General features: G+C 62.6%; 13 protein-coding genes. 4 read left to right on the forward strand and 9 right to left on the reverse strand.

Features of this window, described 5'->3' with window-relative positions; genetic code table 11:
- Positions 1–51 precede the first annotated feature (51 nt).
- The 5 genes from O7A70_RS00910 to O7A70_RS00930 all read right to left on the reverse strand — a co-directional run bounded on the left by O7A70_RS00910 (position 52) and on the right by O7A70_RS00930 (position 5,737).
- Positions 52–1,086, reverse strand: a complete 1,035-nt coding sequence (locus O7A70_RS00910) for an ABC transporter substrate-binding protein (protein WP_337138623.1) — start codon at positions 1,084–1,086, stop codon at positions 52–54.
- 23 nt (positions 1,087–1,109) lie between these two features.
- Complete coding sequence (locus O7A70_RS00915; RefSeq protein ID WP_140745472.1) at positions 1,110–1,910, reverse strand: ABC transporter permease; 801 nt, start codon at positions 1,908–1,910, stop codon at positions 1,110–1,112.
- The gene (locus O7A70_RS00920; protein WP_337138627.1) at positions 1,903–2,823 is read right to left on the reverse strand and encodes an ABC transporter permease; all 921 of its coding nucleotides are present in this window, start codon (positions 2,821–2,823) and stop codon (positions 1,903–1,905) included. The genes O7A70_RS00915 and O7A70_RS00920 overlap by 8 nt, the downstream gene beginning before the upstream one ends.
- Positions 2,823–3,917 carry an ABC transporter ATP-binding protein gene (locus tag O7A70_RS00925; protein WP_337138629.1) on the reverse strand — a complete coding sequence of 365 codons (1,095 nt, stop codon included), beginning with the start codon at positions 3,915–3,917 and terminating at the stop codon, positions 2,823–2,825. Before O7A70_RS00925 ends, O7A70_RS00920 begins: the two co-directional genes overlap by 1 nt.
- 137 nt (positions 3,918–4,054) lie before the next feature.
- The gene (locus O7A70_RS00930; protein WP_337138631.1) at positions 4,055–5,737 is read right to left on the reverse strand and encodes an amidohydrolase; all 1,683 of its coding nucleotides are present in this window, start codon (positions 5,735–5,737) and stop codon (positions 4,055–4,057) included.
- A gap of 259 nt (positions 5,738–5,996) precedes the next feature.
- Between O7A70_RS00930 and O7A70_RS00935 the strand changes: the two genes are divergently transcribed.
- Positions 5,997–6,650, forward strand: a complete 654-nt coding sequence (locus tag O7A70_RS00935; protein ID WP_027144733.1) for a TetR/AcrR family transcriptional regulator — start codon at positions 5,997–5,999, stop codon at positions 6,648–6,650.
- An 83-nt stretch (positions 6,651–6,733) separates the two neighbouring features.
- Positions 6,734–7,765: a histone deacetylase family protein gene (locus O7A70_RS00940; protein ID WP_337138633.1), complete on the forward strand. Its 1,032-nt coding sequence runs from the start codon at positions 6,734–6,736 to the stop codon at positions 7,763–7,765.
- 68 nt (positions 7,766–7,833) lie between these two features.
- Here the strand turns inward: O7A70_RS00940 and O7A70_RS00945 are convergent, their stop codons facing one another.
- Positions 7,834–9,027, reverse strand: coding sequence for a TMEM43 family protein (locus O7A70_RS00945; RefSeq protein ID WP_337138635.1), 1,194 nt, complete (start codon positions 9,025–9,027; stop codon positions 7,834–7,836).
- Positions 9,028–9,533: 506 nt separating this feature from the next.
- Here O7A70_RS00945 and O7A70_RS00950 point away from each other — a divergent pair.
- Together O7A70_RS00950 and O7A70_RS00955 are read left to right on the forward strand one after the other, a co-directional pair.
- On the forward strand, positions 9,534–10,244 hold the full coding sequence (locus O7A70_RS00950; RefSeq protein ID WP_027144736.1) for a helix-turn-helix transcriptional regulator: 711 nt from the start codon (positions 9,534–9,536) through the stop codon (positions 10,242–10,244).
- Positions 10,241–11,011, forward strand: coding sequence for a helix-turn-helix transcriptional regulator (locus tag O7A70_RS00955; RefSeq protein WP_337138637.1), 771 nt, complete (start codon positions 10,241–10,243; stop codon positions 11,009–11,011). Before O7A70_RS00950 ends, O7A70_RS00955 begins: the two co-directional genes overlap by 4 nt.
- A 24-nt stretch (positions 11,012–11,035) precedes the next feature.
- Here the strand turns inward: O7A70_RS00955 and O7A70_RS00960 are convergent, their stop codons facing one another.
- Genes O7A70_RS00960 through O7A70_RS00970 form a run of 3 tightly spaced genes read right to left on the reverse strand, consistent with a single transcriptional unit; the run spans position 11,036 to position 13,566 of the window.
- Entirely contained in the window at positions 11,036–11,470 is a 435-nt protein-coding gene (locus O7A70_RS00960) for a hypothetical protein (RefSeq protein WP_027144738.1), read from the reverse strand.
- The gene (gene flhB, locus O7A70_RS00965; protein ID WP_337138639.1) at positions 11,467–12,549 is read right to left on the reverse strand and encodes a flagellar biosynthesis protein FlhB; all 1,083 of its coding nucleotides are present in this window, start codon (positions 12,547–12,549) and stop codon (positions 11,467–11,469) included. The genes O7A70_RS00960 and flhB overlap by 4 nt, the downstream gene beginning before the upstream one ends.
- A gap of 3 nt (positions 12,550–12,552) precedes the next feature.
- Positions 12,553–13,566: a flagellar motor switch protein FliG gene (locus tag O7A70_RS00970; RefSeq protein WP_140712698.1), complete on the reverse strand. Its 1,014-nt coding sequence runs from the start codon at positions 13,564–13,566 to the stop codon at positions 12,553–12,555.
- Positions 13,567–13,606 lie beyond the last annotated feature (40 nt).

The following is a 13,606-nucleotide window of genomic DNA, read 5'->3' on the forward strand; positions in this document are numbered from 1 at the left end:
CGGAAAAGAAAAGACCCGGCGGCATGTGCCGCCGGGTCCTTGTGTCTGTGACTATTTCTGCAGTTCGGTCCAGATCTTGGTGTAGATGTCCTGGATTTCCGGAGCGCACATCTTCTGCAGTTCGCCAAGCGGCTTGGCGTCCGCCGGAATGACGACTTCCGGCGCGTCCTTCATGTCGGCCGGCATGTACTTGTCCGAACCGGCGATGGCGTTGGCGTAGCGGTGGAAGGCCGAGAGACCCGCCGCATTTTCCGGATCCATGATGAAGTTCTGGAACAGCTTGGCGTTCTCGACGTTCTTGGCCTCCTTGAGAACGACGACGTTGTCGCTCCACAGGCCATAGCCTTCCTTCGGATAGTTGAAGTGGATGGCAGGGTTGGCCAGCCGCTGGCGCAGGGCCGAACCGTTCCAGTCGCTGGTCGCCTTGAAGTCGCCGGCGCCCATCTTCTCGATGGTGTTGTATTCCATCGAGATCCAGTTCGGCTTGGCCGCGACAAGCGTATCGCGCACCTTCTTCAGAACCGCCTTGTCGTCGGTGCATTGCTGGCCACCGAGATATTTGATCGCCGCGAAGATGACGTCATTCATCTCGGGAACGACATTGACCTTGCCCTTCAACTCGTCAGGCGTATTGAAGATGATGCCCCAGCTATTGGTCGGGCCCTTGTAGGCGTCGGTGTTGACGACGACGCCGATCGTGCCCCAAGCCCACGGAACAGTGTATTTGCGGCCTGGATCGAAGTCAGGATTGGCCCATTCGGGCGCGATGTTCTTGGCGTTCTCCATCTGGCCCGGGTCGGTTTCCTGGACGAGGCCTTCCTTGATCCAGATCGGCACATAGGTCTGCGAAGGCACCGCGATGTCGAAGCCGGTGCCGCCCTGGCGAACCTTGGCCAGCGCGGTGTCGTTGGAATCGTAATCGGTGATGGTCACCTTGATGTTGTATTTGGCCTCGAACTTCTTGATCACGTCGGGGCTGGTATAGTTGCCCCAATTGTAGATGTTCAGTTCGCCGTCGGCGCGGGCGATGCCCGTCGAAGCGAGCAGCGCCAACCCCATGGCGCTCGCTGTTGTCTTCCAGTTCATGGTTTTAACTCCCATTGTCGGTTTCAGTCTCGTTTCCTGCTGACGAAGAAAAACAACGTGACGATCGCGACCGAAAGCAGCAGGAAGGCGGTCGATATCGCGTTGATCTCGGGCGTTATGCCGCGGCGGATCTGGCCGAGCATGTAGGTGGGCAGCGTGTCCTGGCCGCCCGATTTGACGAACTCGGTGATGACGACGTCATCGAGCGAGATGACGAAGGCCAGCATCAGTCCGGCCAGGATACCGGGCCACAAAAGCGGCAGCGTGATGCGACGAAAGGTTTTCCACGGCGTGGCGTAGAGGTCGGCCGCGGCGCGTTCCAGCGTCAGGTCCATATTCTCCAGCCGCGCCCGGATCGGCAGATAGGCAAAGGGAATACAGAACGCCGTATGCGCGGCGACCAGGTAGCCGATACCGGAATAGCCGGTGAAGATCTTGATGCGCGAGAAGAAGATCAGCAGCGCCACGCCGGTGACGATCTCGGGCACCATCAGCGGCTGGTTGATCGCCGCGTATTTGAAGGTGAGGCCGGGATAGGACGCCGTGCGTGTGGTGGCGAGCGCGGCCATGGTGGCGAAGATGGTCGACAGCACCGCCGCGATGGAGCCGATCTGGAAGGAACGCAGCGTCGCGTCGATGACCTGCGTGTTCTGGTATGCCGACTGGAACCATTTCAGCGAAAAGCCACCCCATTCGGATGTCGAGCTCGCCGCGTTGAAGGCGTAGATGACCAGCACGATGATCGGCAGATAGAGGATGACAAAGCAGGTCGCCGCGATCGCTGTGAAGCCGGTCTGATGCTTGATGGAAAAGTTCTTAGCCACGCCGCACCCCCGACTTGCCGGCATTGCGCACATAGGCAAGCAGCGCCACCATGACGATGATCATCACCGTGATCGACAGCGCCGAGCCCAGCGGCCAGTTGCGGCCCTGTCCGAACTGCAATTCGATCAGGTTGGACAGCATCATGTTCTTGCCGCCGCCAAGCACGCTCGGCGTCACGTAAGCGCCCAGTGCCGGAATGAAGACCAGGATCGAGCCGGCGATGACGCCGGGTTTGACCAGCGGGAAAATGATCTTCCGCAGCACCTTGAAGCGTGTCGCGTAAAGGTCATAGCCAGCCTCGACCAGCCGGAAGTCGAGCTTCTCCATGCTGGCATAGATCGGCAGCACCATCAGCGGCAGGTAGACATAGGCCATGCCGATCAGGATCGCCGTGTCGGTGTAGAGCATCTGGACCGGCGCCGAGACGATGCCGAGCTTGAGCAGGATCGTGTTGACGATGCCTTCGTTGCGGATGATCTGCAGCACGGCGAAGGTGCGGATCAAAAGGTTCGTCCAGAACGGGATGGTGATCAGGAACAGCCAGAGATCCCTGGTCTTTTCGCTGCGCGTCGCCATGAAATAGGCCGTCGGGAAACCGAGCGCCAAGGTGGCGAGCGTCGTCACCACCGCAAGCTTGATCGAGCGCCAGACGATGGTGACATGCGCCGCCGCGAGCGACAGCGTGTCGTCGAAAATATCGCGTTCCAGGAAGACCGATGTCCAGGCGTCGGATGAGAACTGCCATTTCACGTCGCCATAGGCGCCGGGGGTGAGGAACGAATAGACCAGCACGATCAGCAGCGGGCCGGTCGCGGCAAACAGAATGACCAGCAGCGCCGGCGCTGACAGAAGCCAGCGGTCACGGACATCGCGCCGTTCCGCTGCCTTGGCGACTTCTTCCGCGGTCGCCATCAGTCCCTCAGCACTTGCGCGGCGTCGTTGCCGATCATGATGCCGACCTTGTCGCCGCGCTCGAAACCGCAGCCGGCGCTGCGCGTGTTCTGCTGGCGCACGGTGAAGGCCTCGCCGCTGTCGAGATGGACATGGATATGCGTGTCGGTGCCGAAATAGACGATGTTCTCGACCGTGCCCGACAGGTCGCCCTTGTCCTTCGACAACTTGGCATGCTCGGGCCTCACCACCACGGTGGCGTTTTCTTTCGGCTGGAAGCCTTCGGCGACGGTGGCATCAATGACCGCACCGGATTTGAGTGTCGCGCGCGCTTTGCCATTGCCGGCGCCTGAAATGGCGGCGGTGAGGAAATTGGTTTCGCCGATGAAGTCGGCCACGAAGCGTTCCGCCGGCTTGTCGTAGATGTCCCAGGGCGAGCCGACCTGCAGGATCTTGCCCGACGACATCACCGCGATGCGGTCCGACATCGTCAGCGCTTCTTCCTGGTCATGAGTGACGAAGATGAAGGTGATGCCGGTTTCGTTCTGCAGTCGCTTCAACTCGATCTGCATCTCCTTGCGCAGCTTGTAGTCGAGCGCCGAGAGCGGTTCGTCGAGCAACAGCACTTTCGGCTGCGGCGCCAGGGCCCTTGCCAGCGCCACGCGCTGCTGTTGGCCACCGGAAATCTGGCCGGTGCGGCGGCCGGCCAGCGCTTCCATCTTGACCAGCTTCAGCATCTCGGCGACGCGCGCCTTGATCTCGGCCTTCGGCTTGCCCAGCATTTCCAGGCCAAAGCCGATATTGTCGGCGACCGTCATGTGCGGGAACAGCGCGTAGGACTGGAAGACCGTGTTGACCGGCCGCTTGAAGGGCGGCAATGGCGCGATGTCCTGGCCGTAGAGCAGGATCTCGCCGGCGGTTGGAAAGTCGAAGCCGGCGATCAGCCGCAGCAAGGTGGTCTTGCCGCAGCCGGATGGTCCCAGCAGCGTGAAGAACTCGTTCTCGCGGATGGACACCGAAACCTTGTCGAGGGCAGCAACCTGCCCCTCACCCGATCCGAAAATTTTGCTGACGTTTACTACCTCAATCGCATTCCGATCCGGTTTGTCCGGCACGATTACGCCTCACTGTTGACCCCGCTCTTGCTGGCGGAGCTTGTCCCCTGTTGGATGTGACCACACGGCCGGTGGGTTGGCAAGCCCGGCATTGAATCACAGTTCAGTCAGTCTTTTAGCCAGCAAGCCTCATGCCATTATCGGGCCTGATAGGTGATCTTGCCGCCGCAGATCGTCGTCACCGGCCGCAGCTTGTGCAGATCGGCCGGCGCCGTCTTCTCGATATCGGCCGACAGCACCACCAGATCCGCCATATAGCCTGATTTCAGCATGCCTTTGCGGTGCTCGGCGAATTCGGCATAGGCGCCCTCGACCGTGTAGGCTGCGATCGATTCATGCAGCGAGAAGCGCTGGTCCGGGTCGCTTTCTGCCCACGGTTTGCGCAGCACTGCCGCCTGGATGCCCAGGATCGGATCGATCGGCGACACCGGCCAGTCCGAGGCGAACACGACATGGGCGCCGGCGTTCTTCAAGGTCCGCCAGGCGTAGCTCAGCGGCCAGCGGGCCGGGCCGATGCGCGACACTGTCGGCTCCAGCGGAAAATCCATGGCGCCGGGCGGATGCGGCGGCTGCATGGAAGCGATGACGCCGAGTTCCGCAAAACGCGGCACATCCGCCGTGGTGGTGACCTCGATATGCTCGACGCGATGCCGGCTGTCACGCTTGCCATTGGCTTTTTGCGCTGCCTCGTAGCCGTCGAGCACGGCACGTACCGCGCCGTCACCGATCGAGTGCACCGCGATCTGTAGTCCGCGCCTGTCGACGGCGACAGCCAGATCGATGAACTGCTGCGGCGTGAACAGCGGCTCGCCGATCCAGTCGGGCCGATCGGCATAGGGCTCGACCATGACAGCCGTCCAGGAATCGAGCACCCCGTCGTAGAACACCTTGACCATGCCCGATGACAGCCACTCGCTGTTATAGCGTTCGGCCATCACGGATGCCTTGTCGAGCATGTCGAGCGTCATGAAATTCTTGTAGTGGAAAGGGATCTGCACGCGGCAGGGCAGGCCTTCCCCGGCCTCGATCTCGGCCAGCAGTTCGAGCTGGTAGAGATTGCCGTCCATGTTCTGGATCGAGGTGATGCCGTGGCGCGCGCACCAGGCAAGCCCGCGCCGCATGATATCGCGGTCGGCGGCGCGTTCGGCGGCCGAAGGCATCGGGTCGGGCTCGCCGCCGGTCGCCAGGCCCAGCCGCACGCGGCCTTCGCCGGCAAGGTCGAGAACCGGGCCGAAGGCCTCGCCCTCGCGCAGTTCACCCGCTGCCAGGCCATCGTCGCCCATGACAATCTCATTGCCCGGACCAAGCGTGCGTCCATTGAGGATGCCGCCCATTTCAAGTGCCTTGGTGTTGGCCCACATCGTATGGTGGTCGGGCGCGGCCATGACAAAAGGCCGGTCCGGCAGGATCGCATCGAGATGATGACGCGTCACCCGCTCGTCGTCGAGCACGGTGTAGTCGACGCTCTGCCCGACCAGCATCCGCGCGTCGGGGTGCGTCGCTGCATAGTCGCGGATCGCCTTCTGCAGCGCCTCGAACCCATGCACGCCGGCCAGTTGCAGATGGGTAAGCTCGGCGGCGCCCGAAAACAGATGCATATGCGCTTCGATGAAGCCCGGGATCACCGAACCGCCCTTGGCGTCGATGACCTTGGTACCCGATCCCTTGAACTCTTCGATGGCGGTGCTGCTGCCAATGGCGATGATGGCGCCGTCCTTGACGGCAACGGCCTCGGCGGCGGGATTGTCACCGTCCATGGTCAGCACGCGGCCGTTGACGACAATCAGATCCGCACTATCACCCGCACCCGTGACCGACATCGCGACTCCGCGTTTTTTGACGACTGACCGAGACCGGCAAAGCTCGCGTCCAACGACCTGCACACCACGGCGCGGCGCTATCGGACAACGAATGATGCCAGTGCGCTGTCTTCGAAATTCCCCTTGTTATCCCAAGAGACAGCGTGGATAAAGAATGCGACTGATTATTCGCGTTTGTCAACATGCCGGATTTAGAATGTATTGTGGACAGAAGCGCTTCGCTTGTGTTGGGACCAGGCGGGAACGAGGGCATCAAGCAGTGAAGCGCAGTCTCGACCGCAAAACCAGGATAGCGCTCGAGCCGCGCAAGCAGCCGCGGCAACAACGGTCCAGCAAGGTCGTCGACAGGATTCTCGACGCGGCGCTGATCCTGACGCGGGAGCAAGGAACCAAGACGCCGACGACGCTCGCCATCGCGCAGCGCGCGGGGCTGTCGGTCGGCTCGATCTACCAGTACTTTCCCAACAAGGAAGCCATTCTTCTGGATCTCGCCCGGCGCTGGCTGTCATCCTTTCCCGAGGTGATCGCGAGGCGCATCAAGGTCGCCCCGCCCACCAACCGCGAAGAGTTCCGGCGGGAAGTGCGCAAGCTCTTCATCGACACATCGAAGCTCTATCTCGAAAACGCCACCCTGATGCCGGTGATCGAGGCCATTTCAGGCAATGCGGACCTGCGGCCGATCCAGAACGAATATGACGACCAGATCATCGCCCTCTATGCCGCATGGCTGCAGCATGTGAACCCGGCACTAGAAGGCAAGATCGCCAGCCGGCTCGGGGTGGTGATGATGGAGGTCGGGCATGCCTGCCGGCTCGTGGGGCTGAAGAAGGACCGCAGGACATTCGACCTCATCGAGGACGATGTCGAAACCATGTGGCTTGCTCTGCTGAGCCCCTATCTCAATCTTGGCTGACCGGTTTCAACGCAATTCCGGAGGGAAAACCGCTTCACACCGTTCCTGGAATTGCCTTAGTTGCGCACTTTGAGAGGAATTTCATGAAGACTGTCTATTCGCCGCTTCACGCCGGTCATGCCGGCCAAATGGAACTGGTTACCTCAGCCATCGTGCCTGGCTTTGAAAAGCCCTCGCGCGCGGAGTTCATCAAGGCGCGGGTCGAGAGCGAGAAGCTCGGTCCGATCATAGCGCCGGTCGAGCACGACCTTGCCGCCGCCAAGCGCGTCCACAGGGCCGACTACATCGACTTCCTGCCGACCGTCTGGCCGCAATGGGTGGAATCCGGCTTCACGGGCTCGGCCATGCCCTTCACCTGGCCGACGCGCGGCCTGCGCGGCGACGTGCCGCCCAAGCGCATCGATGCCCTGCTCGGCTACTATTCCTTCGACGGCGGCGCCACCTTCGTCGAGGGCACCTGGACCGCGATCAAATCGTCCTTTGACGTGGCGCTGACCGCAGCCGGCCTGGTCAAGGACGGCGAGAGATCGGCCTTCGCGCTCTGCCGTCCGCCCGGCCACCATGCCGGCGCCGGCTTCATGGGCGGCTATTGCTACATCAACAACGCCGCGGTCGCCGCGCAATGGTTTCGTGACCAGGGTGCCAAACGGGTCTCGATCCTCGACGTCGATTATCACCACGGCAATGGCACGCAGGAGATATTCTATGATCGCGCCGACGTGCAGGTTCTCAACCTGCACGGTGATCCGATGGTCGAGTACCCCTTCTTCCTCGGCCATTCCGATGAGCGCGGCGCGGGCGCGGGCGAAGGTTTCAACATCAACTACCCCATGCCCTTCGGCACCGGTTGGGATGCCTGGAATGCCTCACTCGAGGATGCCTGCGCCAGGCTCGCCGCATACGCGCCTGACATCGTCGTCGTCTCGCTCGGCGTCGACACCTTCGAGAAGGACCCGATCAGCCAGTTCAAGCTGAAAAGCCCCGACTATCCGAAGATCGGCCGGCGCATCGCCAAACTCGGCCTGCCGACGCTGTTCGTCCAGGAAGGCGGCTATGCCGTCGAGGAGATCGGCATCAACGCCGTCGGCGTGCTGACCGGCTTCGAGGATCGGTAAGCCTGCCAGCAAATCCAGGCGAGCAAAGACAGACAGTAAAAGGGCGGCGTGGCCGCCCTTTTTACAAGCTACGTTGCGATGCCGGTGCTCGGCGCGGCCACTGGCGCGGCTGCCCTGCGTGATCGGCCGAGATAATAGACCGCCGCCGCCGCGACGACGCCGACCGCCAGGATGGCCGCTGCCAGAACCGGCCGATACCAGAACCAGGCAATCGCGATTGTCGTGGCGCCGACCAGGATCGCCAGGAAGAAGGCGATGATGCCGGTTCCCATCCGCGCCATGCCGCCAAGGAACGGGATCACGTCGAGGATCACGCCGATCGGGCTGAGGAACAGCGCAAAGCCGATGGTCAGCAATAAAAGGCCGGCGACGCGCAGCAGCCAGGTAATCAGCGTGTTGGCGCTGACCGCCTCGGCGAACATCTTGTCGGCCGGCACCGAGCCGGTGTCGACCATCAGCAGCGCATCGCCCGCCTGCGTCTGGTAGGGCTCGAATCGGCTGCCGGCCTGGCGCGCCACGATGCTGACCACGCCGAGCGGCGCCAACTCGTAGCCGATACGGTAGTCGCCTAGCGCGGGCGTCGTGTTGTCGCTGCCGAGATAGATCTTGCCATCGACGATGCTGAGCGGCCTCGTTCCGGTGTAGGCGGCCTTGATCGCGGCTGACTGGCTGGCCGACAACGAAAGACCCTTGTCGCCATCGATGCGATCCAGCACCGGCGTATCGAGATCGAAAGCGCCAAGCTTGCCCTGTGGAATCTGAAAGGCACGACTGTGGATCGCCATCGGCGGATTCTGATGGCCGTCGGGCTTCTTGAAGTCCGACGAGTCGATCTGGCTGTCGTCCCACACCTTCGAATAGCTGTAGGTCGTCTCCGTCTCCTCGCCGCCGCCAAGCTTCTTGGTGGTTTCCGATTTGGACTCTGCTTTCCACTGATACATCTCGACGCCGCGCGACAGGCGCAGCCCTTGCGCCGTGATGCCGAAATCCGGATCCGCCAAGCTGCTGTCCGCCGTCACTGGCCCGCTGACATGCACCAGTTTGCCTTCATTGGCGGCATCGGAACTATCAGCCTCCACCGAGACCACGGCACCAGAGCCCTCGGCCAGCGAGCGCGCCGTCTGCACCGCGCGGCCTTCGTTCCAGAACAGCCCTATCACCATCAGCACGATCAACAGCAGGCCGAAGATAACCCCGCCGACCGCGCGCTTGATCCGCCCGAACCACGAGATTGAAGTAACTTCCCGAAATGAATCGCTCATTGTTTCCCCCCGAAACCAACCTTGCCAAGACCCGAGTAGCGCCGCAGCGGACAACCGCATTCCGCGCTGCCGACCTTGCGCTCGACTGCCGGGGGTGCCCACCCCTTCGGCACGAGCGAAACTACCGCAACGGGCCGGACGCTGATATGGCCTACGCGCACAGTCCCGGTATTTTCGCGCCTCAATGGCTCCGAAAGCTCCCCTGAGTCGCAAGCAGAGTCCCCCAGATTCGATTTTGTCAAATCGCGTTTGATGTCGGATTCATCTGCGGGTAGATTAGACCCGAATCAGCCGGTCCTCGGGGGGCGCGGCGACCACCCAAAGTCTCACGTTCCGGGCTTCTCCGGCGCCAGACGCGGATGTCTTCGCGTTCCCTGAATGGATTCCGTCTGGTTGGGCGCGGCCCCGCGCCTCGTGTGTGTCTCGTAAAAGTAATGCGTTTTCGGGTTCGGCGGCTGGCTCTCCAGCAACCGGACATCAGCATCGATTCCGGCCAAAAGCAGCAGATGAGCAGTCCCGCCGCGCCTCTTCAATCCGACACATTGGGCTCGCGCCTGACGTCGCGCGGTGATCTCACCAGCTTCTTCATGGAGCTGACCGCCGAGATCGGCGCCGACAGCTACATGCTGGTCGCCATCGTCCATGACCAGGACCGCAACGACGCGCGTATCGTCTCCTCGAACTGGATCTTCGACGCCATCGAGCTGATCGGCAAGCGGCTGATCGCCGGCCTTGCCCAGGGACCGCTCACCGCAGCACCCGGCATCCGTCCGACACCGCTGGTGGCGGCCCAGGCGCCGGATGCCGACGGGCTGGTCTCGGGTGAAGAGGCCCGGCTGCTCGACGTGCTCGGCCATGCCGAGATCTATTCACTGCGGCTGAATGTCGGCCGTCAGCGCCTGTTCGCCTTGTTCTCGGCGGCGGCCGCCGGCCGGATCGACCAGCCGGCGCTGATGAAGGCGCAACTGAAATGCTGCTACGCGCTCTCGCACATTCCGCAGTTGATCGCCGCCGCGGCCATGCAGGATCCGCTGTCGGACCGTGAGCGCGAATGCCTGTTCTGGGTCTCGGAAGGCAAGACCACCGACGAGGTGGCCGTCATCCTCGGCGTCTCCTCAAACACCGTCAACAGCTACATCACCCACGCCATCCAGAAATTCGCGGCCAGCAACCGTGCGATGGCCATCGCCACGGCGATCAGGAGTGGCATCATTTGAAACACACCGAAATCAAGGACGCCGCGGAGGCCCTTTTCAACGAGCAGCGCAGCCCTTTCGGCGCCTTCTCGCTGGGATCCGAAACACATCACGCCGTCACCATTCCCGATGCGGTGCGCCGCTGCCGCTGGATATCAGTCGACATCAACGCCTCGGCCTTCGGCCTGTTCTTCGTCAGCCCGTCGCCGGAGCGCGCCCGGCTGGTCCCGTGCTTTGATTCCGATTATCCCGGCGTCGCGGTGGCGTCGAAATTCATTTCAGGCGCCAATGGCGAGGAGATCGTTCGCCATAGCCGGATTTCGACCGAGCCGCGCTGGTGGACGGATGATGGCGTGGCGGCGATGGCCGACATGTTCGGCAATCTGGCCTGGACCGGACAGATGGCGCCGCTGACACCCGGATCGAGTGGCATCGCCTTTCCCGTCCATGCCGATCGCGGCCAATGCGGCCTTGTCGTCTTCCTGGGATCGGAGATCGCGCTGCCGCAGGATGCGCTCTACGAAATCCACGCTCGCTGCTTTTCGCTGTTCGCCGCCGTCGCGCGGATGCGTCCGGGCGATGTCGGCAGAATGCGCTCGATCTCCAAGCGCGAGCTCGAATGCCTGAAGCTGACCGCCAACGGCAACACCAGCGAGGAGATCGCGCGGCTCCTGAAACTGTCGGTGCACACCGCCAACCAGTACCTCACCCAGTCGACCCAGAAGCTCAACGCCGTCAACCGCAACCAGGCGGTCGCCAAGGCGCTGCGGCTGGGACTTATCGAGTAGCCGCTATCGGCTGACCGAAGCGTTTTAAAACGCCAGCGGTTCGACCTTGCGGATACGAGCCTGTTCGATCACCGCCTCCAGCAGCGCCGTATTGTGCTGGGGGTCTTCGCCCGGTTTTTCAAACGACACGTAATTGACCACGACCGTGTTGCCGGTCTCGCTCAGCGTCAGCTGGAAATAGACGGTCACGCCGGGTGGCCTGAGCTCCAGGTCGAGCACGATGCGCGGGCTGCCGCTCCAGTCGACATGCGCCTCGCCGCCATGGCCGAGCCGCAGCGTACCAGGCATGAAGAACAGCTCCGCCGCTGAATCGACCAGATCCGACAGGCAGGCGAAATGCTCCAGCCGGATGAAGGCGATATAGTCGGCGACGTCGATCAGCCTGAGTTCCACCACCACCTGCTCGATGGCGCTGGCGACGATGATCTCGCGGGATTTTGCGTGCGGTTGGCGGTTCATGAAATCTGTCTGCGCTCAGCCTTTTTCGAGTAGACGATCCGCACCAGTTCGGCGACGGCCTGGTAGAATTGCGACGGGATCACATTATCGACCGAAACTTGCTTGTACATGGAGCGGGCGAGCGCCACGTCCTCGAAGATCGGGATGTTATGCTCCTTGGCGATCTCGCGGATTTTCAGCGCCACGAGATCCTGCCCCTTCGCCACCACGAGCGGCGCCGAGTCCTCGTCGCGCACATATTTCAGCGCGATCGAGAAGTGGGTCGGGTTGGCGATTACAAGCGTCGCGCGCGGCACCGCCGTCATCATCCGCTTGCGCGCCCGGTCTCGCGCCAGCGAACGCAGCCGCGACTTGACGATCGGATCGCCCTCGGACTGCTTGAACTCGTCCTTGACCTCCTGCTTGCTCATGCGCAGGTCCTGCTTCCAGTGGAAGCGCGACCAGACGATGTCGATCGCCGCGATCAGTCCCATGACGAAGACGATCGCCACCAGTATGTCGACGGCGATGCTGCGGATGACGAGGCCGAAAGCGACCGGATTGGTGATCATCCCCGCAAGCAGCTTGCGGTGATCCTCCGACAGCATGAAGGTGAGCACGGCGATGGCAAAGCCGACTTTTGCGAGGGACTTCAGGAACTCGACCCAGCCCTGGGCGCCGAACATCCGGTTCCAGCCCTTGACGATCGAGATGCGTGACATCTGCGGCCTGATCCGCTCGCCGACGAATTGCGGCATGTTCTGCAGCACCGAGGCGCCGATGCCGGCAACGGTGAGCAGCACCAGCAGGCTGAGTACGGCGCGGCCCACTTCCAGCATGACGAGCTTGTAGAGCGCGATGACATCTGTCTCGGTGTCCATCGGCCAGGCTTCGGGCTTCTCGAGGAACATCGACAGGAACATGCCGAGCTCGACGATGGCGTCCTTGGCATAAAAGACCGTGAACACCAGTATGGCGACAAAGGAGGCCAGGATCGCGGTCTCCCTCGAATGGGGCAATTTGCCCTGTTCGATGGTGTCGCGGATCTTCTTTTCCGTCGCCTCTTCGGTTTTCGAGTCCTTGTCGACGGCGTCGGACATGCCTTAGGCGGCGTTCTGCGTCGAGGGAAGTTCGAAGGCGCCTTCGCGCGACAGCCGGATCGTCGTCGTCACGATCGTCTTGCGTGCCGCCATGATGTCGGCGGCGGGCACACCCTCCGACCCTTGCCCGAGTTCGGCCTCTATCATGCGCCGGGAGCGGGCGCCGATCGCCGACAGGACCGCTTCGGCCAGTGCCGCCGACGTGCCGCGCAGCGCCAGCGTGACAAGCTCGGTCGACAGCCCGTCGAACAAAAGCACGCGCGCCTTCTGGGTGAGCAGCGGCAAATCGTCGAAAGCGAACAGCCGGGCCCGAACACCGTCGAGGTCGGGCGTGCCGGCGGCTTCGAGATCCTGCATGACCTCATCGAGCAGGGGCTTTTCCAGCTCGTTGAGCACGCTGGCGACGCGCGCCTGCCCGGCCGAAGTATCCTTGGTCGTGGTGTCCGACAACACGCTGGCGCGCAGCCGGTTCTCGACGATCCTGGTGGCGGCGGCCGGAACATTGGCCATCGTCACCATGCGCTTGATGATTTCGCCGCGCATCGGCTTCGTCAGCGTCAAAAGCACGCTCGCCGCCGCCTGTGGCGCCAGTTTCGACAGCACCATGGCCGCCGTCTGCGGATGTTCGCCCGCGAGGAACGCGCCCAGCCGCGAGGGCTCGAGCTTTTCGAGATCGGGCCAGATCGGCGGTGGCCCTTCGGGTGCCGCCTCGGGCTTCTTGTTGCCCATGATGGCGTTCATCTCTTCGGGCGAGAGAGACTCGTTGAGGATGGTGTCCATCCTGTCGGCGGAATCGAGCAGGCCCGCGCCCTCGGTGAATTCGGCCTCGAATTCGGCGACGATGCGCTCGAGATCGCTCTGCGGAATGGTCCTGAGCAGCCGGGCGCCCTCGATCAGCGCCTTCAGCTCTTCCTGCTTGAAGAATTTCAACAGGCGGCTGGCGGACGGTTTGCCCATCGCCACCAGTATGGCTGCCGCCTTCTGTGCGCGCGTCAGGGTCGTCAGCGGCGTTGTCATGCCTTTCGCCTCCGCTGCCATCGGCAAGCCCCGCCAGCCA

The organism is Mesorhizobium sp. Cs1299R1N1, from assembly GCF_037179655.1.
In the GTDB taxonomy this organism is placed as follows: domain Bacteria; phylum Pseudomonadota; class Alphaproteobacteria; order Rhizobiales; family Rhizobiaceae; genus Mesorhizobium; species Mesorhizobium salmacidum.